Here is a 23806-nt window from a genome sequence, read left to right on the forward strand (position 1 = left end):
ACCCGAAAAAATTAAATGGCATGGGAGGAAATCATGTATCTCGGCCTCGATCTCGGGACATCGGGCGTCAAGGCGCTACTGATCGATGCCGGGCAAACCGTCATCGGCTCCGGCCATGCGTCGCTCGATGTTTCACGCCTGCATCCGGGCTGGTCGGAACAGAATCCCGACGACTGGATTCGTGCTTGCGAAGAGGCGATTGCCGACCTCAAGGCCAGGCATCCCGGGGAATTCGCCGCGGTCAAGGGTATCGGCCTGTCCGGTCACATGCATGGCGCAACGCTGCTCGATGCCGCCGACAAGGTGCTGCGGCCCTGCATCCTGTGGAACGACACGCGTAGCCATGCCGAGGCCGCCGTCCTCGATGCCGATCCGCGCTTCCGCGCGCTGACCGGCAACATCGTCTTTCCCGGTTTCACCGCGCCAAAGCTTGCCTGGGTGAAGAACAACGAGCCCGCTGTCTTCGCCAAGGTCGCAAAAGTGCTGCTGCCGAAGGATTTCCTGCGGCTCTGGCTGAGCGGCGAACATATTTCGGAAGTGTCGGATTCTGCCGGCACGTCCTGGCTCGATGTCGGCAAGCGGCGCTGGAGTGCGGACCTGCTCGCGGCGACATCGCTTGATGAGAAGCAGATGCCGTCGTTGGTCGAGGGCACGGAGAAGGCAGGCGCTCTGCGTGCCGAACTGGCCTCCAAATGGGGCGTCCAGGCCGGCATTCCGATCGCAGGCGGCGCTGGCGACAATGCAGCCTCGGCCTGCGGCATGGGCACGGTCGACGCCGGCCACGCTTTCGTTTCGCTCGGCACATCGGGCGTGCTGTTTGCCGCCAATGCTTCCTACCTGCCCAATCCAGCAAGTGCCGTGCATACTTTCTGTCACGCGCTTCCGAACACCTGGCACCAGATGGGCGTCATCCTGTCGGCAACCGATTCGCTCAACTGGCTGTCCGAAATCACCGGGAAGAACGCCGGCGAATTGACCGCCGAGCTCGGCGACACATTGAAGGCGCCCGGCGATGTGTCCTTCCTGCCTTATCTCTCGGGTGAGCGCACCCCCTACAATGATTCCGCCATTCGCGGCGCATTCACCGGGCTGGCGCATGAATCGAGCCGTGCCGTGCTGACACAGGCCGTGCTGGAGGGCGTCGCTTTTGCCTTCCGCGACAGCCTCGAAGCCCTGGCCAAGGCCGGCACGATCTTGACGCGGGTGACGGCGATCGGCGGCGGTTCGCGCTCGCGCTACTGGCTGAAGGCGATTGCCACCGCGCTTCAACTGCCCGTCGACATTCCCGCCGACGGCGACTTCGGCGCCGCCTTTGGCGCCGCACGGCTCGGCCTGATCGCAGCGACAGGTGCCGATCCGCTTGAAATCTGTACGGCACCGAGGACCGACGCCACGATCGAACCGGACGCGGCGCTCGGCGGGGTCTATGCCGATGCCTATCAGCGCTACCGGGCGCTTTATCCGGCGATCAAAGGCGCCACGGCGTGAGCCAGGGCTTAACCCATAACCCGTTTCCGGGCGCTTGCGCTGCCCCTCACCTGCCTGCCGGCATCCTCTCCCCGTATAGTGACGGGGAGAGGGACGCTGTCATAGATGATTTCGCCAATCGCCAAGGTCGAAAGATGGCGGCCGAGGTTGCCGCCAGCCCCCTTCTCCCCGTCTCTATACGGGGAGAAGTGCCCGGCAGGGCGATGAGGGGCGGAGCCGACTTTGGCGGTTGGCGCTCTCCACCGCACCTTGGCGGAGTACCTTCACTGCGCCGGCACCTTGTCGAGGAAGCCGGTGACGCTCTTCAGGCGGCCGTTCTCGATGACGCCGATGTCGGTGCCTTCGATGACGGAAGGAATGCCTTCCGGACCAAGGTTCCACGAGAAGCGGATCTTGTCGGCAAAACCGTCCGGCGTGCCCTTCAGCGAAAAGCGAAACCCGGCAAAGCGCTGCTGCACGCCGTCGATCAGAGCCGCGACACCTTCATGGCCATCGCCCTGCATGAGCGGATCGCGATAGCTGACGTCTTCGGTGAAGGTCGCCTTGAGCAAGTCGGCCCGGCGCCCGGCGTCGCTTTCGTTCCAGGCGGTGATGTAGTTCTGGGCGATCCTGTTGAGGTCCGTCATGGTCTGTCTCCTTTACTGAGTGGCTTTGACACCAGCCTTTTCAGCCAGTGGAAGAACGAAACCAATTACGCCTGAGGTAATCGGGCGAACTATTCGAGAGGAAAAAACATGAGCAGCGGATTTTTCGGCGACATCAAAGAGATCAAGTATGAGGGGCCGGATTCGACCAATCCGCTGGCCTACCGGTTCTACAACCCCGATGAGGTCGTCGCCGGCAAGCGGCTGGAAGACCATCTGCGCTTTGCCGTCGCCTACTGGCATTCCTTTGCCTGGCCGGGCGGCGATCCGTTCGGCGGCCAGACCTTCGACCGGCCGTGGTTCCCCAAGGCCGGCGGCGTCGATACGATGGAGTTGGCCAAGCTCAAGGCCGATGTCGCCTTCGAGATGTTCTCGCTGCTCGGTGCGCCCTATTTCTGCTTCCACGACGCCGATGTGCGGCCGGAAGGCAAGGATTTTTCCGAGAGCTCGGCGCGCCTCGACGAGATCGCGGACTATTTCGCTGGTAAGATGAAGCAGACCGGCGTCAAGCTTTTGTGGGGCACGGCGAACCTGTTCTCCAACCGCCGCTTCATGTCGGGTGCGGCCACCAACCCCGATCCGGATGTGTTTGCCTACGCAGCGGCGACGGTGAAGAGCTGCCTGGACGTCACCAAGCGGCTGAAGGGCGAGAACTACGTGCTGTGGGGCGGGCGCGAGGGCTATGAGACGCTGCTCAACACCGACCTTGCCCGCGAGCAGGAGCAGGCAGGCCGGTTCCTCAGCATGGTCGTCGACTACAAGCACAAGATCGGTTTCAAGGGCACGATCCTGATCGAGCCGAAGCCGCAGGAGCCGACCAAGCACCAGTATGATTATGATGTCGCCACCGTCTACGGCTTCCTCAACCGCTTCGGGCTGGAGAAGGAGGTCAAGCTCAACATCGAGCAGGGCCACGCCATCCTGGCCGGCCATTCCTTCGAGCACGAGCTGGCGCTGGCCAATGCGCTCGGCGTCTTCGGCTCGATCGACATGAACCGCAACGACTACCAGTCGGGCTGGGACACCGACCAGTTCCCCAACAATGTGCCGGAAATGGCGCTGGCCTATTACCAGGTCCTGCTGGCCGGCGGCTTCAAGACCGGCGGCACCAATTTCGACGCCAAGCTGCGCCGCCAGTCGCTCGATCCGCAGGACCTGCTGATCGGTCATATCGGCGGCATGGATTCCTGCGCACGCGGCCTGAAAGCCGCAGCCCGCATGGTCGAGGACAAGGCGCTGTCGGCGCCGCTGGCCGAACGCTATGCCGGCTGGAACACGGCCGAGGGCAAGGCGATGCTCTCCGGCAAACGCACGCTGGAAGACATCGCCGAGCGCGTTGTCAAGAAGAAGATCGAGCCGCAGCCAAGGTCCGGCCGCCAGGAACTGCTGGAAAACATCGTCAACCGGTACGTGTAAAGCCCGTTTTCTGGACCGACATCCGCCACCTCTGGCTGAAAGCCGCCGCCATCACCATCTGCTAGTCAGCGCATTTCGCGAGAGGCTGCCGAGGATCGCACAGATCTTCGGCAGCCGGCGCGAGATCAAGATGCCGCGCGCGCCGAAAGAGGGCCCGAGCGGGAGCTGGCTGGAGACGGAAGATGGCAGAGGATCGAATCATCGTGCGCCCGGCGCAGGCAAGCGATATCCCGGCTTTGAAGCGGGTCCTGCAGGAAACATTCGAAGGCACCTGGCTGCCGAACATCACCGAGGCCGCGGCGCAGCGCTACATCGAGACGGATATTGGTGGCCGTTATGTCGACCAACGCTGGCCTGAATTTGCCGTTGCCGAGATCGATGGCGCGGTCGCCGGCCTGATCCATTGGCGCGCGGACTTCATCGAAGCCCTGCACGTCATCGCGTCCCGTCAGGGGCAAGGTGTCGGCCGCAAATTGCTTTCCCATGCCGAACAGGCGATCGGCGCCGCCGGATTGGGGCAGGCACGGCTGGAAACCGACACATTCAACCTGCCCGCACAAGCACTCTACAAGGCGGTCGGCTATATAGAGAAAAACCGCTATCCCGATGACGAATGGGACAGTGGTTTCACCACGGTGCTGTTCGAAAAGCGGCTTTGAGCAATTCCAGGAAAAGTGTGTGACGGTTTTCCCGGGAAAAGCGTACAGCGCTTTCCCTTGGAAATTGCGTACCAACAATAGATCTCTGCTTCACCTGGCCTGCCCGGACGCGGAAACAAACTTTGCGCAAGGCTGCGTCCGACGACACGGTTTTGCCCCTTGCCGCCCTTCAATGACCTCGCTCTTGCCTTCAAACAGCCGTCACGTATCTCGTATAAGACTGGCTCGTGGCGGGAGAGGAAGAAGGAGGCGAACCGATATGCAGAACGAACGTGAAATCGACGCCCTGCTCTCACCTGGCGAGGCCGGATCGATCATCGACCGGCTGATGGCGATGCCGAGGAAAACCGACGACGCCAAGATTTCGAACGAATGGGATCGCGCGGTCGCCAGCCGCTTCGAGACCCGCCTGGCCAGACAGATGCGCTCGCAGATCGACGGCGACCATCAGAACGCGGCCTGATCCCTCTTTTAAACTACCCCCTCCGCAGCCGGACCGGCGCTTCGCCGAAAGCCCTTGAAAACGCTCTCGAAAACGCCGCGGCGGACGAAAATCCGGTCCGCCCGGCAATGTCGGCCATGGCAACCCTTGTATCGACCACCAGCCGGCGCGCGGCGCCCAGGCGAAGCCTGAGATAATAGGCGCCCGGCGTCTCGCCGATCGATTTGCGAAAGATGCTCTCCAGTGTGCGCGCCGTCACCCCGGCACGCTTTGCCACCGCCTCTATGGTCAGCGGCTGGTCGACATGCGCTTCCATCAACCTGATGGCTTGCGCAAGGCGCGGGTCATAGCCGTCGAGGCGGCCAAGCGAGACCAGCGGCTGCGCGTCGGTGGCGGCGCGCGCCTGGTCGTAGATGAAGACGCTGGCGACATCGAGCGCGACGGCCATGCCGAGGCGGGTGCGGATCAGATGCAGCATCAGGTCGAAGGTCGGCGACGCGCCGCCCGACGTGAACACCGGCCCGTCGATGACATAGCGGTCCGGGCGGACATCGACACCGGGAAAGGCCGAGGAGAAATCCTCCATGTCCTCCCAGTGGGTGGTGGCGCTGCGCCCTTCCAGCAGGCCGGCGCGCGCCACCAGCCAGGTGCCGGCTTCGACACCGCCGCAGGCGCGTGCCGTCCGCGCCGCCCGGCGCAGGCCTGACAACAGAGCCGAGGTTGCATAATTCTGGGTGCCGAAGCCGGCGACGACGACAAGCACGTCGGTTGGCTCAGCCGCGTCGAAGCGGCCGCTGACCGCGACCGGCAGGCCGCATGTGGTGACCGGAGCCTCGCCGGTCACCGAGACCAGCTTGAAATCGAACAGGGTCTCGCCGGAGATGCGGTTGGCGGCGCGCAGCGGATCGACGGCGGATGCGACGCACATGATGGACGAACCGGAAAACACCAGTAGCGTCACCTTGAGCGGCGAGCGTTCCGAACGAAAGATGGTCGGTTTTTCGCTTTTGATCATGAGAGCTTCGTAAAACGCAAAACAGTTTCCGGCAAGTCAGTCATTGTTGAGGTCTGTTTCTATGGGAGGAGAATTCCATGCCGCTTGCGATGAACCGTGAGGTCTTCATTACCTGTGCCGTCACCGGGTCCGGTGGCTCGCAGGATCGCAGCCCGCATGTGCCACGCTCTCCCAAGCAGATCGCCGATTCGGCCATCGATGCGGCCAAGGCGGGTGCAGCGATCGTCCATTGCCATGTGCGCGATCCGGAGACCGGCAAGCCCAGGCGCGACGTGCATCTCTACCGCGAAGTGACCGAGCGCATCCGCGAGGCCAATGTCGATGTGGTGCTCAACCTCACAGCGGGGATGGGCGGCGACATGGTGTTCGGCTCGCCGGAAGCGCCGCTGCCGCTCAACGAAAAAGGCACCGATATGGGCGGCGCCACCAACCGCATGGAACATGTGCGCCAGTGCCTGCCGGAAATCTGCACGCTCGACTGCGGCACCATGAATTTCGCCGAGGCCGACTATGTCATGACCAACACGCCCGGCATGCTGCGCGCCATGGGCGGCATGATGACGGCGCTCGGCGTCAAGCCGGAGATCGAGGCTTTCGATACCGGTCATCTGTGGTTCGCCAAGCAGCTGGTCGAGGAAAAGGTGCTCAACCCCGACGCGCTGGTGCAGCTCTGCATGGGCGTGCCGTGGGGCGCGCCTGACGACCTCAACACCTTCATGGCCATGGTCAACAATGTGCCGTCGACCTGGAACTGGTCGGCCTTCGCCATCGGCCGCAACCAGATGGCCTATGCCGCGGCAGCCGTGCTGGCCGGCGGCAATGTCCGCGTCGGGCTGGAAGACAATCTGTGGCTCGACAAGGGCGTGCTGGCGACCAATGCGCAGCTGGTCGAGCGTGCCGCCAGCATCGTCACCAATCTCGGCGCCAGGATTCTTGGACCGGAAGAGGTAAGGCAGAAGCTCAACCTCACCAAGCGGGCGCCGATCGCGGCATAGATTATTCGCTGGGAGGTCGGCATGACTACCGTCAAATTCACAGCGATGAAGGATGGCGACCGGGACGACTACGAGTTCCTGACCGCGCATGAAATCGACTATGCGGCCAGGACCGGCGAGCGGCTGCTCGATGCGCTGGTGCAGCTCGACGAGGGCCTGTCGGGCTACAAGATCACAAGGCTTGGCCATTCGCTGCAGGCGGCGACGCGCGCCTGGCGCGACGGCGCCGACACCGATTGGATCGCCTGCGCGCTGCTGCACGACATCGGCGACATCTATGCGCCCTACAATCACGACGAATATGCCGCTTCGATCCTGAAACCCTTCGTGCGCGAGCAATGCACCTGGGTGGTGGAAAAGCATGGCGACTTCCAGCGGCTCTATTACGCCCATCATCTCGGCGGCAACCGCCACGCCCGCGACCGCTTCGCCGGCCACGCCTATTTCGACGATTGCGACCAGTTTTGCGAACGCTGGGACCAATCGAGCTTCGACCCCGACTATGAGACGCTGCCGATCGAATTCTTCCGGCCCTTTGTGCTCGAGGTCTTTGCCCGCAAGGCGTACGACGCCTCCGTGATCCGCGCCGGCGAGCGCGTGCCCCTTATCGATCCCGCAACAGCCATTTCAAGAACCGGAGCCTCAGCATGAGCATCATCAACAAGGCGGCCGCCATCGGTGGCGGCGTCATCGGCGCCGGCTGGGTGGCGAGGTTGCTGCTGAACGGCATCGACGTGTCGATCTTCGACCCCGATCCCGAGGCGTCGCGCAAGGTCGGCGAAGTGATGAAGGGGGCGCGCCGCGCCTACAAGCAGATGGTGCCCGGCGGCCTGCCCAAGGAAGGCAAGCTGACCTTCGCCAAGACCATCGCCGAGGCGGTCGCCGATGCCGATTTCATCCAGGAAAGCGTGCCGGAACGGCTCGACCTGAAGCACCGCGTGCTGGCCGAGATCGACGCCCATGCGCCGGCCAATGCCATTGTCGGTTCCTCGACCTCCGGCATCAAGCCGACCGATATGCAGGTGGCGATGAAGAAGCATCCGGAGCGGCTGGTCGTCGGCCATCCGTTCAACCCGGTCTATCTCCTGCCGCTGGTCGAGATCGTCGGCGGCGAGCAGACCTTCCCCGAGGCGATCGAGGTCGCCAAGGAGATGTATGCCTCGATCGGCATGAAGCCTGTCGTCATCCGCAAGGAGATCGAAGCCTTCGTCGGTGACCGCCTGCTCGAAGCGGCATGGCGCGAGGCGCTGTGGCTGATCAAGGACGGCATCTGCACGGTCGAGGAACTCGACGACATCATGCGCTATGGCTTCGGCCTGCGCTGGGCGCAGATGGGCATGTTCCAGGTGTATCGCGTCGCCGGCGGCGAGGCCGGCATGCGCCACTTCATGGCGCAGTTCGGCCCGTGCCTGAAATGGCCATGGACCAAGCTGATGGACGTGCCGGAGTTCAACGACGAGCTGGTCGACCTGATCGCCACGCAATCGGACGACCAGGCGCATGGCCTGTCGATCCGCGAGCTGGAAAAGATCCGCGACGACAATCTGGTCGCGATCATGGATGCGCTGTCGAAGCAGAACAAAGGCAAGGGCTGGGGCGCCGGCGCGCTGCACAAGGACTATACCAAGCAACTGGCCAAGCTGGCGGCGAAGAAGCCGACGGCCTCCAAGGCGGCCGAGAAGGCCAAAGCCTTGAAGCCGGTGAAGAAAGCCGAAAAGCCGAAGAAAAAGACCGGCAAGAAGAAAGGCTGAGACCATGGATTTCGGGCTGTCGGAGGAACAGAGGCTCATCGTCGAGACGACGCGCGCCTTCGTCGAGAACGAGCTTTATCCGCATGAGCGCGAGGTCGAGCGCACCGGCGTGCTGCGCCGCGACCTGATCGAGGGGATCAAGGTCAAGGCGATCGAGGCTGGGCTCTATGCCGCCAACATGCCGGCCGATGTCGGCGGCGCGGGCCTCGATACGGTGACCTGGCTGCTCTACGAGAAGGAACTCGGCCGCGCCAATTATGCGCTGCACTGGACCTGCGTGGCGCGTCCCTCCAACATCCTTTTGGCCGGCACGCCGGAGCAGCGCGAAAAATATCTGTTCCCCTGCATCCGTGGCGAGAAATGGGACTGCCTGGCGATGACCGAGCCGGGCGCCGGCTCCGACCTGCGCGGCATGAAGGCGACCGCTGTGCAGGACGGCGACGACTGGGTGCTGAACGGCACCAAGCACTTCATCTCCCACGCTGATCTCGCCGACTTCGCCATCGTGTTCATGGCTTCCGGCGAAGAGGATTCGCCGCGCGGCAAACGCAAGAAGATCACCGCCTTCTTCGTCGACAAGGGCACCAAGGGCTTCACCGTCCGCGATGGCTACCGCAACGTCTCGCATCGCGGCTACACCAACGCCATCCTCGAATTCGACGATTGCCGCTTGCCGGCGAGCCAGGTGCTCGGCGAAGTCCACAAAGGGTTCGACGTCGCCAACTCCTGGCTCGGCGCCACCCGGCTGCAGGTCGGCGCCACCTGTCTCGGCCGCGCCGAGCGGGCGCTTGGCCATGCCGTGGAATATGCCGCGCAGCGCCAGCAGTTCGGCCAGCAGATCGGCAAGTTCCAGGGCGTGTCGTTCAAGCTCGCCGACATGGCGACCGAACTGAAGGCCGCCGACCTGATGGTGTTCGAAGCCGGCTGGAAGTACGATCAGGGCACCGTCACCGATCAGGACATGGCCATGGCCAAGCTGAAGGCCACCGAAATGCTCGCATACGTTGCCGATGAGGCGATCCAGATCCATGGCGGCATGGGGCTGATGGACGACCTGCCGCTGGAGCGCATCTGGCGCGACGCCCGCGTCGAGCGCATCTGGGAAGGCACGTCCGAGATTCAGCGCCACATTATTTCAAGGGCGCTGCTGCGCCCGTTTGGGGCCTGAAAAAGATATGTTTGCGTTCCTTGGCGCCCCCCTCTGTCCTGCCGGACATCTCCCCCTCAAGGGGGGAGATCGAATGGCATTTTCGATTTCGCCAATTATCACCGTTGTCGGTCTTGAGCCGACGACGAAGCTGCCAATCTCCCCCTTGAGGGGGAGATGCCCGGCAGGGCAGAGGGGGGTGCTCGTGCACAAGCTTGAACGTCTTCTGCGCCCCAAATCGATCGCCGTGTTCGGCGGGGCGCAGGCCGCGGCCGTCGTCGCGCAATCGATCAAGATGGGCTTCGCCGGCGAGATCTGGCCGGTGCATCCGAGCAAGGACGAGGTCGCCGGCCGCAAGGCCTATCGTTCAGTAGCCGATTTGCCTGACGCGCCGGATGCCGCCTTTGTCGGCGTCAACCGGCATCTGACCATCGAGGTGATCAAGGCGCTGGCCGAGCGCGGCGCCGGCGGCGCCGTCTGCTTTGCCGCCGGCTTCCTCGAGACCGAGGCCTATGACGACGACGGCGAGCGGCTGCAGGCCGAGTTGGTTGCAGCAGCCGGCTCGATGCCGATCATCGGGCCGAATTGCTATGGCCTGATCAACTATGCCGACGGCGCGCTTCTGTGGCCCGACCAGCATGGCGGCATAAGGCTGGCCGAGGGCGGCAAGGGCGTCGCCATCATCACCCAGTCCTCCAACATCGCCATCAACATGACCATGCAGAAGCGCGGCCTGCCGATCGCCTTCCTGATGACGGCCGGCAACCAAGCGCAGACCGGCCTGTCGGAAATGGCACTTGGCCTGATCGAGGACGAGCGGGTCACATCGCTCGGCCTGCACATCGAGGCCTTCGATTCGGTAGCCGGCTTCGAACGGCTGGCCGCCAGGGCGCGCGAACTGAAAAAACCGATCATCGCCATGAAGGTCGGCCGTTCCGAACAGGCCAGGCAGGCGACCGTCTCGCACACTGCCTCACTCGCCGGCTCGGACGCGGCCTCGGGCGCTTTCCTGAGGCGGCTCGGCATTGCGCGTGTCGATTCCATCCCCGCCTTCATCGAAGCGCTGAAGCTGCTGCACATCACCGGACCTTTGCCCGGCTATAGGCTGTCATCAATGAGCTGCTCCGGCGGCGAGGCGTCGGTGATGGCCGACAGCGCCGAAGGCCGCTGGGTCAATTTCCCTGATCTGACCGGCACCCACCGCGCCCATGTCAAATCGACGCTGGGGCCGCTGGTCGCGGTGGCCAATCCACTCGACTACCACACCTTCATCTGGAACAACGAGCCGGCGATGACCGCCACCTTCACCGCCATGGTGTCGGGCGGTTTTGATCTCAACATGCTGGTGCTCGACTTCCCGCGCCCCGATCGCTGCTCCGACACCGACTGGTGGGCGACGCTGCGCGCTTTCGAATCGGCGCTCAAGACAAACAAGGCGCAAGGCGCGATCGTCTCCTCGCTGCCGGAGAACCTGCCGGAGGAATACACGGCTGGGCTGATGGCGCGCGGCATGGTGCCGTTGTTCGGTATTTCCGAGGCGATGGATGCAGCCGGGGCGGCAGCCTTCATCGGCTGGGCCTGGGCTGAGCCGCAGGCGCAGCCGATTGACACGTCAGCCGCCGGTGCGCCTGGTGGCGACCACGTCACCCCTGACGAAGCCGAAGCGAAGTCGCGCCTCATCGAGGCCGGCCTGCCGGTGCCGAAAGGCGAACGCGCCGCCAATGCCGTCGAGGCGGTGATCTCGTCGATGGCGCTCGGCTTCCCGGTGGCGCTAAAGGCGCTCGGCGTCACCCACAAATCCGAGGTTGGTGCTGTCAGGCTCAATCTGAGGGATGCCGAATCCGTCAGCACGGCAGCGCATGACCTGTTGCCGCTCGGCACCGGCCTCTATGTCGAACGCATGGTGCGCGACGGCGTTGCCGAACTGATCGTCGGCTTCACCCGCGACCCGATGTTCGGCGCGGTGATGACGCTGGGCACCGGCGGCGTGCTGGTCGAGCTGTTGCGCGACAGCGTCACCCTGATGCTGCCGGCAACCCGCGACGACATCGAGGCGGCATTGCGCGGCCTGAAACTGTTCCCGCTGCTCGAAGGCTATCGCGGCCGGCCGAAGGCCGATGTCGCCGCTGCCATCGACGCCATCTCGGGCATTGCCGGCTTCGTGCAGAAGAATGCCGGCGAGATCGAGGAACTCGACATCAACCCGCTGATCGTCTGCAGCGAAGGCAAGGGCGCATGGATCGCCGACGCACTGCTGGTGCTGGGAGACAAGAAGAATGTCTGACGTCATTTCGACCCGCCGCGAAGGCACCATCCTCGAAGTCACGCTCGACCGGCCCAAGGCCAACGCCATCGACCTCAAGACCTCGCGGCTGATGGGCGAGACGTTCAAGGCATTCCGCGACGATCCGGAGTTGCGCGTCGCCATCGTCAAGACCGCCGGCGACAAGTTCTTCTGCGCCGGCTGGGATTTGAAGGCGGCCGCAGGCGGCGATGCGGTCGACGGCGAGTATGGCGTCGGCGGCTTTGCCGGACTGCAGGAACTGCGCGACCTCAACAAGCCGGTCATCGCCTGCGTCAACGGCATGGCGGTGGGCGGCGGCTTCGAGCTGGCGCTATCCTGCGACCTCATCTACGCCTCGGACCATTCCTCCTTCGCGCTGCCCGAAATCCGCGCCGGCACGCTGGCCGACGCGGCGACGATCAAGCTGCCGAAGCGCATCCCCTACCATGTCGCCATGGATCTGCTGCTCACCGGCCGCTGGATGGATGTCGCTGAAGCGCATCGCTGGGGCCTGGTCAACGAAGTGCTGCCCAAGGAGAAGCTCGAGGAGCGCGTCTGGGAGATCGCCCGGCTGCTCGCCGGCGGGCCGCCGCTGGTGTTCGCCGCGATCAAGGAAACGGCGCGGGTGGCCGAGGCGCTGACTTTCCAGGACGCGATGAACAAGGTGACGCGCCGCCAGTTGCCGACGGTCGATGCACTGTATGGCTCCGAGGACGGCATGGAGGGTTTTCGCGCTTTTGCCGAAAAGCGTGAGCCGGTGTGGAAGGGGAAATGAGCGGCCTTACCCTCCCCTCGATGGGGAGGGTCGGACCGAAGGGCCGGGGTGGGGTGAAGCGCCGCCACCCGCCGCTCTACCGCGACCTCCCCCATCAAGGGGGAGGTAAAGGAGTTCCATGACCGGCTACAAAACCCTCATCGATGCCGAGACCTGGGCCTTCATCGAGAAGACCAATTCCTACTATCCGTCCGACACGATCGACTACACGATCGCGCAGCAGCGCGAGATCTACGATCGCATGTGCCGTGAATTCTTTGCCGGCTATCCCGAAGGCGTTGCGGTTGAAACCTCCGCCATTGCAACGCCCACGCACGACATCCCGATCCGCATCTACCGAAGCACACGCGAGGCTGCGGTGACGGTGCTCTATGTCCATGGTGGCGGCTTTATCCTTGGTGGGTTGGACAGCCACGACGATGTCTGCGCCGAACTCTGTGCCCGCACCGGCTATGAGGTGGTCTCGGTCGACTACCGGCTGGCGCCCGAGCACCTGCATCCGGCCGCCTTCGACGATGCGATGAGCGCCTTCGAATGGGCCGCCGCCAACCGCCCGCACCCGATCGTGCTTTGTGGCGACAGCGCCGGCGGCAATCTGGCCGCCGCGGTCAGCCATGCGACGCGCGGCCACGCGAAAAGGCCGATCGGCCAGGTGCTGATCTATCCCGGCCTCGGCGGCGACCGCTCCACGGGCTCCTATGTGACCCACGCCGAAGCGCCGATGCTGACCATGCGCGATCTCGAATTCTACAAGCATATCCGCACCGGCGGGCAGGATCGCAGCGGCGACGCGACGCTGGCCCCGCTTGCCGACACCGACTTCTCCAACCTGCCGCCGACGGTGCTGATCACCGCGCAGTGCGACCCGCTGTCGTCCGACGGCGAGACCTATCGCGACCGTATCGTGGCGGCAGGCGGCCGCGCCACCTGGTTCGAGGAGCCGGGATTGGTGCACGGCTATCTAAGAGCGCGGCACACGGTCGGCCGCGCCCGCGCGAGCTTCACCCGGATTGCGGACGCCGTAGCCGCCCTTGGGCGCGGCGCCTGGCGCTGGTGAACTATTTTCCCATCCTGTGAGTGAGATGACTACACAGATGTGATCGGATGCGGCCGGCGTAATGCAGGCGCAATGCTGGCGGTGCAGACCACCATGGGTTTGACCGACAGCAGGAAATTGCAGACATGACCAGGCTTGGAAGCGCGTTGGCGCTCCTTCTTTGCGCCGCGACGCTCAGCGCATGTGTCGACACGGACGATTATCGCGACCGCCCCTGGCGCGAACACCACTGGCGGGATCGCGACCACCGACCCGACAGACCGTGGAGGCCGGACCGGCCGTGGCGCCCCGACAGGCCCGATCGTCCGGATAGACCTGATCGGCCAGATCGACCCGATAGACCCGATAGACCGGACTGGCCCGATAGGCCGGACCGCCCAGGGCGCCCCGATTGCGTCAGCGGACCCGCAATTGATTGCGCGCCCTGGCCGGACGTACAACCCGGCGGACCGGACTGCGCTGATGGCCCGGCGACGACGCCGTCGCCTGACTGTATCGAGCCGCGCCGACCGCATCGGCAGGATCCCTGATAGGGCAGGATATATGCGGCCTTTATAACTCAGACCAAAACCTGCTCTCGAATTCCTATGCAGCCAGCGACTATGTAATTCCGGGCCGCCGCCTGATTGGCGGCCGGAATGACGAACTGGCTTCAGACGAACATGAAATCACATTCAGTCTGGCTGACCTCCCGGGTTAGCCGCAGGGTGCCGACGGAGTATTTCGTGCTGGCAAACCTCAGGGAGCAGGGCGCGATCATTGGCCGGCTCGCTGGCCATCCGATCGCCGAGACAGTCGTCGATGCGGGCGGGCTGCAATACCATTTTGTCGGCGTTGCACCGCGCGACCGCAGCGGATGCTTTGACGTCGAGGCGCTGCGGACCGGCGAATGGATTGTCCAGCCGGGACTGGTCTATGCCGTTGACGGCAAAGCGACTTCCGTACCCTCAAAGCCGCCACGGCGCGGACGTGGCCAGCACCGCGTTTGATTGCGCGACATCGGGGCTCCCGCTCAGGGCCAGCATGGCCTCCCGTATAGCGGTTTCGGTTTCGGGACGGGCAGCCGTCATCGGCAACCGAACGTCCGGGCTCAATCCCAGCGCCAGGCTCAAGGCGTATTTGACCGGGACGGGATTGCTCTCCAGTTCGAGCGCAGCGATCAGTGGCGCCAAGCGATGATGGATGGCGCGGGCGGTGTGGTGGTCGCCCTGCCTGCAGGCATCGTGCATCTCGACGCACAGTCGCGGCGCGACGTTGGAAACCACCGAGATGGTTCCACGTCCGCCCATCGTGTTGAAGCCGAACGACGTCGCGTCGTGGCCGGACAGACAGATGAAGCGGCGCCTCAGCACAGCCGGAAGCGAGGATAGCCGGCTCACATCGCCGGTAGCGTCCTTGATGCCGACGATGGTTGGAATCTGCGCCAGGCGCTCGATCGTCTCCAGCGACAGGTCGACGCCGGTTCGTGCCGGCACATTGTAGACGATGATCGGCAAGCTGATCTCGCGCGCGACCGCTTCGAAGTGACGAAAAATCCCCTCCTGGCTCGGCCTGTTGTAGTACGGCGTCACGATAAGGGCGGCGTCGGCGCCGAAAGCTTCGGCGGCTGTCGAAAAGGCAATCGTCGTCTCGGTGCTGTTGGTGCCGGTGCCGGCGATGATCGAGACCCTGCCGCCGGCAATTTTCACGCAAAGCGCGATGATGTCGAGGCGCTCCTCCCACGACAAGGTCGGGGCTTCACCTGATGTGCCGCACGGGACCAGCCCGTTTATCCCTTGTTCGATCTGCCAATGCAACAGCGTGGTCAGCTGCTTCAGGTCGACCTCGCCGTCGGTTAACGGCGTTACCAGTGCGGTCATCGCACCGGTCAGGCGAAGTCGTGCTTGTTCTGGTGTCATGGCAATCAGAGTCTCCTGGATGATTTCTTGGATACGCTGCCTGTTCGAGATGCGAGGAAAGCAGGGCCGACAGCAGCGCGGCAGCCAGATCAGTGTGATCCGCGTCGAATTTGTCGGGCCTGGCCGGCGCCTCCGCAGGCGTGGCTTGAAGGCTGCAAAGCCAACGCTCGCCGATCCTGCTGATGGCGGACACCGAACGCTCCGGCTTCGACACGGCGACGAGCAAGAGGATGGCGTCGAGCGTGGCGCCGGCCTCGACCAACTGGGCAAACCGGCGGCCATGTCGGGATGATCTGTCGAGCGACAGGCCGCATGCGGCCTCCCACAGCTGGTGTTCGAGCAATCTGCCGACATGCGGGAGACGATCGAGCAATCCGGTCAGGTCGGCAGCGTTGGAATTGTCCATGGCCAGATCGTTCCGATGAGGACGGAACCGGGCGCGATCAGTTGAACAGGGAAAGTCGGACGCTCGCCGGTGCGAAGCGTATCGCGCCGGCCCGGTGGCCGCTTTCCATCGTGGCAAAACGCACCGCGGAATTCCTGTCGGCGAAAACGCCGCCGGTCTGGCCTTCTTCATCGCGCGCGATCCAATGGCCTTCGCCATCGCGTCCGACGACGAAGCGGTGGAGAGCGTTTCCGTCAGGGGAAATAGGGGAGGCTTGCATGGTCATCTCCTGCCTTGTGATCAGGAAAGCTGAGCAGCGATCGCGGCGGCGGCCAGCAGGGCGCCGACGACCAGGAGCCACCGTGTGGCGGTGAATGGCGCGAGCAAGCTGACCGCCCGGCGATTGGTGTTGGCCTCCAGCCGCGCCTGTTCGAGCTGCGACTTCGGCAACGGACGATGGGTGGGCAGATAGAGCCCGTCTGAGAGGAACATCGGAGACTTCCTTCTTTCTAACTGTCACCACGAGGTGATGACTGCCTGCAGCGGCTCAGGACCGGCTGCACTGCGAAAGATAAAAGCATCCGCATTTGTATTCGAGACGGTAGAAAACTGAAAAATATAAAAAAGTCATATGCTTATCGCTTGGGCGTATAAGGAGCCCAAGCTGGAAATCAGACCGCGGTGGCGTCGTTTCACGCCACCGCGGCGGCGGCCGCACGGCCGGCGCTGCGGCCGGAAAAGATGCAGCCGCCGAGGAAGGTGCCTTCCAGCGCCGCATAGCCGTGCACGCCGCCGCCGCCGAAACCGGCGGCCTCGCCGGCGGCATAGAGCCCCGCGACAGGCTGGCCGTCCGCACCCAGCACGCGGCTGTCCAAATCGGTCTGCAGGCCGCCCAGCGTCTTGCGGGTCAGGATGTTGAGGCGGACCGCGATCAGCGGGCCATTCGCCGGGTCGAGCATCTTGTGCGGCTTGGCGGTGCGGATCAGCCGGTCGCCGAGATAGGCGCGAGCCCCGCGCAAGGCGGTGATCTGCATGTCCTTGGAGAACGGATTGTCGAGCTGCCTGTCGCGAGCGCGGATCTCGCGCTCGACCTCAGCCAGTTCGAGCAGCGGTTCGCCGCCGGCCAGCGCGTTCATGCGCGCGACAAGCGTCGGCAGGTCGGCCTCGACGATGAAATCCTCGCCCTTCTCCATGAACGCTTTCACGGGTCCCGGAATGCCCGATGTGGCGCGGCCGAGCACCTGGCGCCAGCTCTTGCCGGTCAAATCGGGGTTCTGCTCGGAGCCCGACAGCGCGAACTCCTTCTGGATGATCTTTTTGGTCAGGATGAACCAGGAATAGTCGAAGCCGGTGCTCATGATGTGGCTGAGCGTGCCCAGCGTGTCAAAGCCGGGATAGAGCGGCACCGGCAGGCGCTTGCCGCGCGCGTCGAGCCACAGCGATGACGGACCGGGCAGGATGCGGATCGCATGGTCGGTCCAGATCGGCGCCCAGTTCTTGATGCCCTCGACATAGTGCCACATGCGGTCGCGGTTGATGATCGAGCCGCCGGCCTGTTCCGTGATCGCCAGCATGCGGCCGTCGACATGGTCGGGCACGCCGGTGATCATGCGCTTGGGCGCCGCGCCCAGCCGTTGCGGCCAGTTTTCGCGGACAAGCTGATGGTTGGCGCCAATGCCGCCGGAAGCGACGATCACCGCTTGCGCATGAAGCTCGAAATCGCCTGATACATCGCGCGAGCTCTTGTGGCCGCGCTCGACCGGGCTCGGCTGCAATATGTCGCCGCGCACGCCGGTCACCGTCTGGCCGGTTCGCGTCAACTCGTTGACCCGATGGCGGAATCTGAAGTCTATCAATCCGCGCTTCTGAGCCTCGCGCACGCGCAGGACAAAAGGTTCGAGCACGCCGGGGCCGGTGCCCCAGGTGATGTGGAAGCGCGGCACCGAATTACCGTGGCCGATGGCGTTGCCACCACCACGCTCGGCCCAGCCGACGACGGGAAAAAATTTCAGGCCGCGCTGCAGGAGCCATGAGCGTTTTTCTCCGGCGGCGAAGCCGACATAGGCTTGCGCCCATTTGCGCGGCCAGAAATCCTCCGGCCGATCGAAAGCTGCGGTGCCCATCCAGTCCTCGAGCGCCAGATCGTGCGAATCGCGGATGCGCATGCGCCGCTGCTCGGGCGAATCGACGAGGAAAAGCCCGCCGAACGACCAGAACGCCTGGCCGCCCAGCGACTGCTCCGGCTCCTGGTCGACGATGATGATTTTTCTTGCCGGCCTCGGCAAGCTCGGCGGCGGCAACCAGCCCGGCAAGGCCGGCGCCGACAATGATCACGTCCGCATCGTCAGCCATCTTTCCTCCCAGAATTAGCCGGCTACTTAAATGTAAGGGGTCAGACGGTCTCCCAGCCGTCCGTGCCGCCGGCGCGGAAGATGGCGTCGATGACCTTCTGGTTGAGGATGGATTCCTCCAGCGTGAAGACGCGCTCCTTGCCGCCCTGTGCCGCCCGCGCGAAGGTCTCGACCTCCAGCCGGTATTGCTGCGTGCCGGGAAAGCGGAACACCTGCGCCTCGGTGTGGTTCTGGTTGTGCAGCTCGACCCGATGGTGGTCGTAGAGGCCGGCGTTGAAGGGCGAGAACACCTCGATGAAACCTTTCTCGCCGTGGAACACCATGACCTGGCGCGCCGCCATTTGCGTCGACAGATAGAAGGACAGCTCGAAATCGCCGAAATCGGCACGGATCGAGGAGTAGATGTCGGTGCCGAATTTCTTGTCGCGCTCGATCGTCGCCTGCACGCGCAACGGCTCCTTGCCGGTCGAAAAGCGCGTCGACACGGTCGGGTAGACGCCGATGTCGGGCAGCGCGCCGCCGCCGAGATCGAGCTGGTTGCGCATGTTGTTGGGGTCGACATTGTAGTAGGAGAAGGCGCCCTGCACATGGCGCAGCCGGCCGATGGCGCCACTGGCGATAAGATCGCGCACCTTGATCCATTGCGGGTGGTAGATGACCATGAAGGCTTCGCAGACCAGCACCTTTTTGGCATCGCGCAGCTTGATCAGCGGGGCAATGTCCTTGGCGTCGAGCGCCAGCGGCTTTTCGACCAGCACATGCTTGCCGGCTTCGACGGCCTTGGCCGCCCATTCGACATGCTGCGAGGTCGGCAGCGGGATGTAGACGCCGTCGACCTCGTTGGAGGCAAGCAGGTCCTCATAGGAGCCGAAGGCATGGCGTGCACCGAAGCGCTCGGCCAGCGCCTTGGCCTTCGACAGGTCGCGGCTGGCGATCGCCGACAGCACGCCGTTCTCCGCCTCGACCATTGCCGGCAACAAATGCTCGCGGCCGATCTTGGCCGTCGACAACACACCCCATCGGAACATCACGCTTCTCCATAGCGATTACAGGCGACGAGGTTTGCCCGAAATCGGCGGAAAAGCCAATGCGCAGTGCTGGTTCCTCGCCCCCTACGGCATGCCCACATTTCCAAGCGATAGCGTGCATGGCCGCTTGGCGCATGCCATTGTCTTATGCTGCGCTGGTCGACCCCCACTCCGTCTCGGCTTCGCCGAGCCACCTCTCCCCCGATCGACGGGGTAGAGGAAAGGCGCCAAGCTTTTTGCCGTCAACGCTCGTCCAGAAACGCTCCCTTCCTTTCCCTCCGGAGGGGGAAGGTGGCGCTGCGAAGCAGCGACGGATTGGGGGAACCACCTGGCGATCAAGCCTCGGGCCGATCAGCCTAGCAGTCACAGAAGATGTGTGCATCCCGTAGCCCGCTTGCGGGGGCGAGGAACCCAAGTTCTGCACCGCTCAGCCCCGTTTACCGGTCAGCGTCATGTCGAAGTCGACGATGTTGGAATAGATCGGCGTGCCGACATCCATGCCGTAGCGCGACCTGAGCACCTTGCCGGTGACATGGAATTTTATCGTGCCGGCCTTGAGACCACCAAGCTCGGCCGTGAATTTTTCCGGGAACGTCTTGCCACGTGCCGTCAGCCGGCCGGAGACCAGGGCCGTGGTGTCGCTGGTGCGGGTCACGCTGGTCGAGCGGAACTGGATTTCCGGGCTGTTGGCGGCATCGAACACCGCGTCGGAGCGCAGGAAGGCATCGATGCGGCCCTGACCGGTGCCAACACTTTCGGGAAAGATGGTGAAATTGACCTGCGAGTGCCCAACATCGCTGTTGTCGATACGGATCGAGCCCTTGAAGCGGGCGAAGGCGCCATTGAGGCCGCCGCCGCCGACCTTGCCGATGGAAAAGCGGATGCTGGAGCTGGCCGGGCTGATCGAATAGCTGCCGGCGGCGTCGCCAAGCGCGACGGCCGCTGAGACAGGCATGGCAAGGCAAGCGGCGATCGCCGCAAATCCGAGGATGCGCGTGTACATGGGGGTGTTCCTTGTTGGAGGCAGCGCATTTCCTGCGCCCTCACCCCATGAACGAATGAACCGCCCGCTCTATTCCTGATCTGACGAAGGCGTGATCATGCGCGTGAGCACGCCATCCCTGAGCTGCAAATGATGCCGCAGTGCCGCAGCTATATGGAGGGCGACCAGGGCGATGCCGGCATAGGCGAGATACCAGTGCGCCGCCGCCCAGAAACTTTCAGCGGCGTCCGATTCGGCCAGCGGCAGGTTCGGCATGATGAACAGATTGAACGGCAGGCTGGGGATCTCCAGCATCGACACCGACACCAGCGCCCAGCCGGACAAGGGCAACGCAAGCTGAAAGGCATAGAGCGCAAGATGGGCCAGTGGTGCGGCCCGACGCTCCAGGGTTCCGACCGAGCGCGGCAGCGGCGGCCATACATTGCCGAGGCGCCAGGCGATGCGCAGCACCACCAGACCGAGCAGCAGAAAACCGAAGGATTTGTGCAGCTGGATCAGTTCGAAGGCGGTGCGCTGGCTGGTCAGCCGCACCATGACGAAACCGAGCCCGAACTGGCCGATGAAGATCAGGGCAATCAGCCAGTGGAGAATGATCGCGCCCCAGCCATAGCGGGTTGGCGTGTTGGTGATCGATGTTTGCATCGTTGGTGAACGACCGCGATGCCGGTTTTCTTCCACAAGGGGGAGGGTGAGCGCGCACCTACCCGCTCACCTTGAAGAAATCGACAAAAGCCCTGAGCGCCGGGCGCATCTGGCGGCGGCTCGGATAATAGACGAAGAAGCCATCGAAGGACGGGCACCAGTCCTCCAGCACGCGGATCAGCCTGCCGGCGGCAAGCGGGGCGCGGACATAGTCCTCGAAGACGAAGGCAAGCCCGGCGCCGTCGACTGCCGCCTGGGCGATCAGATGGTCCTCGTCGAGGATCAGCGGTCCCTCCACCGCCATCTCGATCGCCTCGCGGCCCTTCTCGAACTCCCAGCGATAGAGGATACCGCTGGAGAAGCGGAAGCGGATGCAGCGGTGGCCGGCCAGGTCGCGTGGGTGGCGCGGCTTGGGGTTGGCCTCGAAGTAGACCGGCGCGCCGACCACCGCGCCGCGAATATTCGGCCCGATACGCACCGCGATCATGTCGCGCTGCAGGCTCTCGCCAAGCCGCACGCCGGCATCGAAACCGCCTTCTACGACATCGGTGAAGCGGTCCTCGATGACGATCTCCAGCACTATGTCGGGATAGGCCGCCGCAAATGCGCCCAGCCGCGGCGTCAGCACCAGATGCGCCGCCGTGCGCGGCACGCTCAGCCGTAGATTCCCAGCCGGCCGGTCGCGCGCCTCGACCGCCGTCTCCAACGCCAGGTCGATTTCGGAGAGCGCCGGCCGCAGCCGCTCCAGCAATTGCGCGCCCTCTTCGGTGGGCGCGACGCTGCGCGTGCTGCGCGACAGCAGGCGAACGCCAAGCCGCGCCTCGAGGCTGGACACCGCATGGCTGACCGCCGATGGCGCAATGGCGAGTTCCCTGGCGGCGCCGCGAAAGCTGCCGCATTGGGCAACGGTTGCCAGCACGGCCAGTTGGGAAAGATGCGCGCGATTCATTGATCTATCTTTTAGAACAGCCTGTACAAATGAGAGCCGATTATCGAACACAGCGCAAGACGCTATCTCCTTGGCACCACAAACAAGGAGACGCGTGATGCAACCCCGCAAGCTAGGAACTGAATTGAACGTCTACCCGGTCGGCCTCGGCTGCATGGGCATGAGCTTCGCCTATGGCGGCCAAGCGGAAGCCGATGCGATCGCCACGCTGCACCGCGCCGTCGATATCGGCGTCAACTTCTTTGACACAGCGGAAGTCTACGGCCCTTACGAGAACGAGATCCTGCTCGGCAAGGCGCTGAAATCGGTGCGTGATAAGGTGACAATCGCGACAAAATTCGGCTTCAGGATTTTGGAGGAAGGCACGGGCCTCGACCGCATGGCTGGCGTCGACAGCCGCCCCGAGCACGTCAAGGCGGTGGCCGAGGCCTCGCTGAAGCGGCTGGGCACCGATGTCATCGACCTCTACTACCAGCACCGCGTCGACCCCAACGTGCCGATCGAGGATACGGTCGGCGCCATGGCCGAGCTGGTTCGCGAGGGCAAGGTGCGCGCGCTTGGCCTGTCGGAGGCGAGTGCCGCGACCATCCGCCGGGCGCATGCCGTGCATCCGATATCGGCCGTGCAAAGCGAATATTCGCTGTGGAGCCGCGACCCCGAGGACGAGGTGCTTGCCGTCTGCCGCGAACTCGGCATCGGCTTCGTTCCCTACAGCCCGCTCGGCCGTGGCCTGCTGACCGGCACGATCGCCAAACCGGAAGCCTTGAGCGACGACGACTGGCGCCGGACCTTGCCGCGCTTCCAGGCGGAGGCGATGGAAGCCAACGCCGCTGTCATCGCCACCTTGGAAAAGGTAGCGGCTGAAAAGGGCGTGACCTCGGCGCAGCTGGCGCTGGCCTGGGTGCTGCACCAGGGCGATTTCATCGTGCCGATCCCGGGTGCACGAAAGATCCGCCATCTGGAGCAGAACACGGCTGCGGCCGGGATCGCACTGAGCGCGGCAGAAGTGGCGGCGATTGGCGATGCGCTGTCGCCGGACAAGGTTATGGGCAAGCGCTATACGGAGGAGTTGCTGGCGCTGGTGAATGGGTGAGCCTTCACCCTCCCCCTTGTGGGGAGGGTCGGCTCGCTGTCGCAGCGAAGCGGAGACAGCGGGACGGGGTGGGGGAGCGCCCTCCAAAGACCCCCCACCCCGCTCCGCTGCGCGGATCGACCCTCCCCACAAGGGGGAGGGTGAGGTCACCACGGCACAACCGTAATCTCCGGCCAGTTAGCCTTCGCCCGTGCCCCCTTCGTCTCATGCGTGTGCCTGCTGTCCATCACCCGGCTGGGCGCGATGCGAAACGAAAAGAGGTCATCAAGCCCGAACGGCGCCACCAGCTCCAACTGCCCGTCAGCATCGTATCGAACCCCGACCGCATGCGTTTTCGAAGCAAAATAGCTGACGGGTTCGCTGGAACTCGTATAGCGCGGGCACGGCTGGCCGAATTTCTGCGGATACCACAGATGCACCCGCGCCTGGTTGCGCACCTCGACCGGGAGCGGCAGGCCCTCGAAATGCCGCGCCGACCGGCAGATCACCGCGTCCTCGGCCTCGTAGGACAGGTCGCGGTCATCGAAATAGAACAGGTCGACATCCCTGATGCCGTAGCCCGAAGGTCTGCCGGTCAGATGGTTCCAGACGGTGTTGTAGAGCGCGCCGGAAACGACCAGCCAGTCCGGGAGGCCAAGCGTGCGTGCCCGTACCAACGCGTCAAGGACCAGCGGATCTGCCGAAACGATGTCGAGAAACGCTGCGCGCTGTTCTTCAAAAGGAAGGCCGGAATAACGCAGATGGTCCATCGCCCATTGGAGGACGATTCGCCATCTGCTCGCAA

24 protein-coding genes and 2 pseudogenes are annotated in these 23806 nt (G+C 64.1%); 14 read left to right on the forward strand and 12 right to left on the reverse strand.

From position 1 onward, the window contains the following. Window positions 1-33 precede the first annotated feature (33 nt). Window positions 34-1488, forward strand: coding sequence for a xylulokinase (gene xylB, locus HB777_27450; protein QND68927.1), 1455 nt, complete (start codon window positions 34-36; stop codon window positions 1486-1488). A gap of 263 nt (window positions 1489-1751) precedes the next feature. Here the strand turns inward: xylB and HB777_27455 are convergent, their stop codons facing one another. Next, a complete protein-coding gene (locus tag HB777_27455; GenBank protein QND67294.1) occupies window positions 1752-2114 on the reverse strand; it encodes a nuclear transport factor 2 family protein in 363 nt (120 codons plus the stop codon). 108 nt (window positions 2115-2222) lie between these two features. Here HB777_27455 and xylA point away from each other — a divergent pair, with 108 nt between their 5' ends. The 3 genes from xylA (at window position 2223) to HB777_27470 (ending at window position 4670) form a co-directional block, all read left to right on the forward strand. Next, complete coding sequence (gene xylA / locus HB777_27460; GenBank protein QND67295.1) at window positions 2223-3548, forward strand: xylose isomerase; 1326 nt, start codon at window positions 2223-2225, stop codon at window positions 3546-3548. Between the two features lie 182 nt (window positions 3549-3730). Beyond that, the gene (locus tag HB777_27465; GenBank protein ID QND67296.1) at window positions 3731-4207 is read left to right on the forward strand and encodes a GNAT family N-acetyltransferase; all 477 of its coding nucleotides are present in this window, start codon (window positions 3731-3733) and stop codon (window positions 4205-4207) included. A 259-nt stretch (window positions 4208-4466) separates the two neighbouring features. Next, window positions 4467-4670: a hypothetical protein gene (locus HB777_27470; GenBank protein QND67297.1), complete on the forward strand. Its 204-nt coding sequence runs from the start codon at window positions 4467-4469 to the stop codon at window positions 4668-4670. 13 nt (window positions 4671-4683) lie between these two features. Here HB777_27470 and HB777_27475 read toward each other — a convergent pair whose 3' ends face one another. After that, window positions 4684-5664, reverse strand: coding sequence for a GlxA family transcriptional regulator (locus HB777_27475; GenBank protein ID QND67298.1), 981 nt, complete (start codon window positions 5662-5664; stop codon window positions 4684-4686). A gap of 77 nt (window positions 5665-5741) precedes the next feature. Between HB777_27475 and HB777_27480 the strand changes: the two genes are divergently transcribed. The 8 genes and pseudogenes from HB777_27480 to HB777_27515 all read left to right on the forward strand — a co-directional run bounded on the left by HB777_27480 (window position 5742) and on the right by HB777_27515 (window position 13673). Further along, window positions 5742-6659 carry a 3-keto-5-aminohexanoate cleavage protein gene (locus HB777_27480; protein ID QND67299.1) on the forward strand — a complete coding sequence of 306 codons (918 nt, stop codon included), beginning with the start codon at window positions 5742-5744 and terminating at the stop codon, window positions 6657-6659. Between the two features lie 21 nt (window positions 6660-6680). Beyond that, entirely contained in the window at window positions 6681-7310 is a 630-nt protein-coding gene (locus tag HB777_27485; protein ID QND67300.1) for an HD domain-containing protein, read from the forward strand. Then, the gene (locus HB777_27490) at window positions 7307-8410 is read left to right on the forward strand and encodes a carnitine 3-dehydrogenase (protein QND67301.1); all 1104 of its coding nucleotides are present in this window, start codon (window positions 7307-7309) and stop codon (window positions 8408-8410) included. Before HB777_27485 ends, HB777_27490 begins: the two co-directional genes overlap by 4 nt. A gap of 4 nt (window positions 8411-8414) precedes the next feature. Further along, entirely contained in the window at window positions 8415-9578 is a 1164-nt protein-coding gene (locus HB777_27495) for an acyl-CoA dehydrogenase (GenBank protein ID QND67302.1), read from the forward strand. Between the two features lie 11 nt (window positions 9579-9589). Then, window positions 9590-9776: pseudogene (locus HB777_27500) on the forward strand (hypothetical protein). Next, a complete protein-coding gene (locus tag HB777_27505; GenBank protein QND67303.1) occupies window positions 9763-11841 on the forward strand; it encodes an acetate--CoA ligase family protein in 2079 nt (692 codons plus the stop codon). Before HB777_27500 ends, HB777_27505 begins: the two are co-directional and overlap by 14 nt. Then, complete coding sequence (gene caiD, locus HB777_27510) at window positions 11834-12616, forward strand: crotonobetainyl-CoA hydratase (GenBank protein QND67304.1); 783 nt, start codon at window positions 11834-11836, stop codon at window positions 12614-12616. Before HB777_27505 ends, caiD begins: the two co-directional genes overlap by 8 nt. Window positions 12617-12734: 118 nt before the next feature. Then, window positions 12735-13673: an alpha/beta hydrolase gene (locus HB777_27515; protein ID QND67305.1), complete on the forward strand. Its 939-nt coding sequence runs from the start codon at window positions 12735-12737 to the stop codon at window positions 13671-13673. Window positions 13674-13872: 199 nt separating this feature from the next. Here the strand turns inward: HB777_27515 and HB777_27520 are convergent, their stop codons facing one another. Further along, window positions 13873-14229, reverse strand: a complete 357-nt coding sequence (locus HB777_27520; GenBank protein QND68928.1) for a hypothetical protein — start codon at window positions 14227-14229, stop codon at window positions 13873-13875. Between the two features lie 106 nt (window positions 14230-14335). On the opposite strand from HB777_27520, the gene HB777_27525 reads away from it, so the two are divergent. Continuing rightward, on the forward strand, window positions 14336-14662 hold the full coding sequence (locus tag HB777_27525; GenBank protein ID QND67306.1) for a hypothetical protein: 327 nt from the start codon (window positions 14336-14338) through the stop codon (window positions 14660-14662). Here HB777_27525 and HB777_27530 read toward each other — a convergent pair. From HB777_27530 to HB777_27565, 8 genes and pseudogenes are all read right to left on the reverse strand, one after another. Further along, window positions 14621-15571 (reverse strand): 4-hydroxy-tetrahydrodipicolinate synthase, encoded by a 951-nt coding sequence (locus HB777_27530; GenBank protein QND67307.1) that lies wholly within the window; start codon window positions 15569-15571, stop codon window positions 14621-14623. The genes HB777_27525 and HB777_27530 overlap by 42 nt on opposite strands. 443 nt (window positions 15572-16014) lie before the next feature. Beyond that, a complete protein-coding gene (locus tag HB777_27535) occupies window positions 16015-16242 on the reverse strand; it encodes a hypothetical protein (GenBank protein ID QND67308.1) in 228 nt (75 codons plus the stop codon). A 14-nt stretch (window positions 16243-16256) separates the two neighbouring features. Further along, complete coding sequence (locus tag HB777_27540) at window positions 16257-16448, reverse strand: hypothetical protein (protein QND67309.1); 192 nt, start codon at window positions 16446-16448, stop codon at window positions 16257-16259. 200 nt (window positions 16449-16648) lie between these two features. Continuing rightward, window positions 16649-18308, reverse strand: a pseudogene (locus HB777_27545) (FAD-binding dehydrogenase). 40 nt (window positions 18309-18348) lie between these two features. Beyond that, complete coding sequence (locus HB777_27550) at window positions 18349-19335, reverse strand: Gfo/Idh/MocA family oxidoreductase (protein ID QND67310.1); 987 nt, start codon at window positions 19333-19335, stop codon at window positions 18349-18351. Between the two features lie 427 nt (window positions 19336-19762). Next, a complete protein-coding gene (locus tag HB777_27555) occupies window positions 19763-20338 on the reverse strand; it encodes a polyisoprenoid-binding protein (protein ID QND67311.1) in 576 nt (191 codons plus the stop codon). Window positions 20339-20407: 69 nt separating this feature from the next. Continuing rightward, window positions 20408-20980, reverse strand: coding sequence for a cytochrome b (locus tag HB777_27560; protein QND67312.1), 573 nt, complete (start codon window positions 20978-20980; stop codon window positions 20408-20410). A 58-nt stretch (window positions 20981-21038) separates the two neighbouring features. Next, window positions 21039-21929 carry a LysR family transcriptional regulator gene (locus HB777_27565; protein ID QND67313.1) on the reverse strand — a complete coding sequence of 297 codons (891 nt, stop codon included), beginning with the start codon at window positions 21927-21929 and terminating at the stop codon, window positions 21039-21041. A 97-nt stretch (window positions 21930-22026) separates the two neighbouring features. On the opposite strand from HB777_27565, the gene HB777_27570 reads away from it, so the two are divergent. Next, window positions 22027-23022, forward strand: coding sequence for an aldo/keto reductase (locus HB777_27570; protein QND67314.1), 996 nt, complete (start codon window positions 22027-22029; stop codon window positions 23020-23022). A 146-nt stretch (window positions 23023-23168) separates the two neighbouring features. Here HB777_27570 and HB777_27575 read toward each other — a convergent pair whose 3' ends face one another. Further along, a complete protein-coding gene (locus HB777_27575) occupies window positions 23169-23771 on the reverse strand; it encodes a nucleotidyltransferase family protein (GenBank protein ID QND67315.1) in 603 nt (200 codons plus the stop codon). Window positions 23772-23806: the final 35 nt, after the last annotated feature.

This window comes from Mesorhizobium loti (genome assembly GCA_014189435.1).
GTDB lineage: Bacteria > Pseudomonadota > Alphaproteobacteria > Rhizobiales > Rhizobiaceae > Mesorhizobium > Mesorhizobium loti_G.

Excerpts from the sequence above, each read along its gene's own strand:
- HB777_27570 (QND67314.1), top strand. The coding sequence starts at position 22,027 with ATGCAACCCCGCAAGCTAGGAACTGAATTGAACGTCTACCCGGTCGGC.
- HB777_27465 (QND67296.1), top strand. The coding sequence starts at position 3,731 with ATGGCAGAGGATCGAATCATCGTGCGCCCGGCGCAGGCAAGCGATATC.
- HB777_27485 (QND67300.1), top strand. The coding sequence starts at position 6,681 with ATGACTACCGTCAAATTCACAGCGATGAAGGATGGCGACCGGGACGAC.
- HB777_27530 (QND67307.1), bottom strand. The coding sequence starts at position 15,571 with ATGACACCAGAACAAGCACGACTTCGCCTGACCGGTGCGATGACCGCA.
- HB777_27560 (QND67312.1), bottom strand. The coding sequence starts at position 20,980 with ATGCAAACATCGATCACCAACACGCCAACCCGCTATGGCTGGGGCGCG.
- HB777_27555 (QND67311.1), bottom strand. The coding sequence starts at position 20,338 with ATGTACACGCGCATCCTCGGATTTGCGGCGATCGCCGCTTGCCTTGCC.
- HB777_27550 (QND67310.1), bottom strand. The coding sequence starts at position 19,335 with ATGTTCCGATGGGGTGTGTTGTCGACGGCCAAGATCGGCCGCGAGCAT.
- HB777_27525 (QND67306.1), top strand. The coding sequence starts at position 14,336 with ATGAAATCACATTCAGTCTGGCTGACCTCCCGGGTTAGCCGCAGGGTG.
- HB777_27470 (QND67297.1), top strand. The coding sequence starts at position 4,467 with ATGCAGAACGAACGTGAAATCGACGCCCTGCTCTCACCTGGCGAGGCC.
- HB777_27575 (QND67315.1), bottom strand. The coding sequence starts at position 23,771 with ATGGACCATCTGCGTTATTCCGGCCTTCCTTTTGAAGAACAGCGCGCA.
- caiD (QND67304.1), top strand. The coding sequence starts at position 11,834 with ATGTCTGACGTCATTTCGACCCGCCGCGAAGGCACCATCCTCGAAGTC.
- HB777_27515 (QND67305.1), top strand. The coding sequence starts at position 12,735 with ATGACCGGCTACAAAACCCTCATCGATGCCGAGACCTGGGCCTTCATC.
- HB777_27540 (QND67309.1), bottom strand. The coding sequence starts at position 16,448 with ATGTTCCTCTCAGACGGGCTCTATCTGCCCACCCATCGTCCGTTGCCG.
- HB777_27455 (QND67294.1), bottom strand. The coding sequence starts at position 2,114 with ATGACGGACCTCAACAGGATCGCCCAGAACTACATCACCGCCTGGAAC.
- xylB (QND68927.1), top strand. The coding sequence starts at position 34 with ATGTATCTCGGCCTCGATCTCGGGACATCGGGCGTCAAGGCGCTACTG.
- HB777_27480 (QND67299.1), top strand. The coding sequence starts at position 5,742 with ATGCCGCTTGCGATGAACCGTGAGGTCTTCATTACCTGTGCCGTCACC.
- xylA (QND67295.1), top strand. The coding sequence starts at position 2,223 with ATGAGCAGCGGATTTTTCGGCGACATCAAAGAGATCAAGTATGAGGGG.
- HB777_27535 (QND67308.1), bottom strand. The coding sequence starts at position 16,242 with ATGACCATGCAAGCCTCCCCTATTTCCCCTGACGGAAACGCTCTCCAC.
- HB777_27495 (QND67302.1), top strand. The coding sequence starts at position 8,415 with ATGGATTTCGGGCTGTCGGAGGAACAGAGGCTCATCGTCGAGACGACG.
- HB777_27565 (QND67313.1), bottom strand. The coding sequence starts at position 21,929 with ATGAATCGCGCGCATCTTTCCCAACTGGCCGTGCTGGCAACCGTTGCC.
- HB777_27475 (QND67298.1), bottom strand. The coding sequence starts at position 5,664 with ATGATCAAAAGCGAAAAACCGACCATCTTTCGTTCGGAACGCTCGCCG.
- HB777_27490 (QND67301.1), top strand. The coding sequence starts at position 7,307 with ATGAGCATCATCAACAAGGCGGCCGCCATCGGTGGCGGCGTCATCGGC.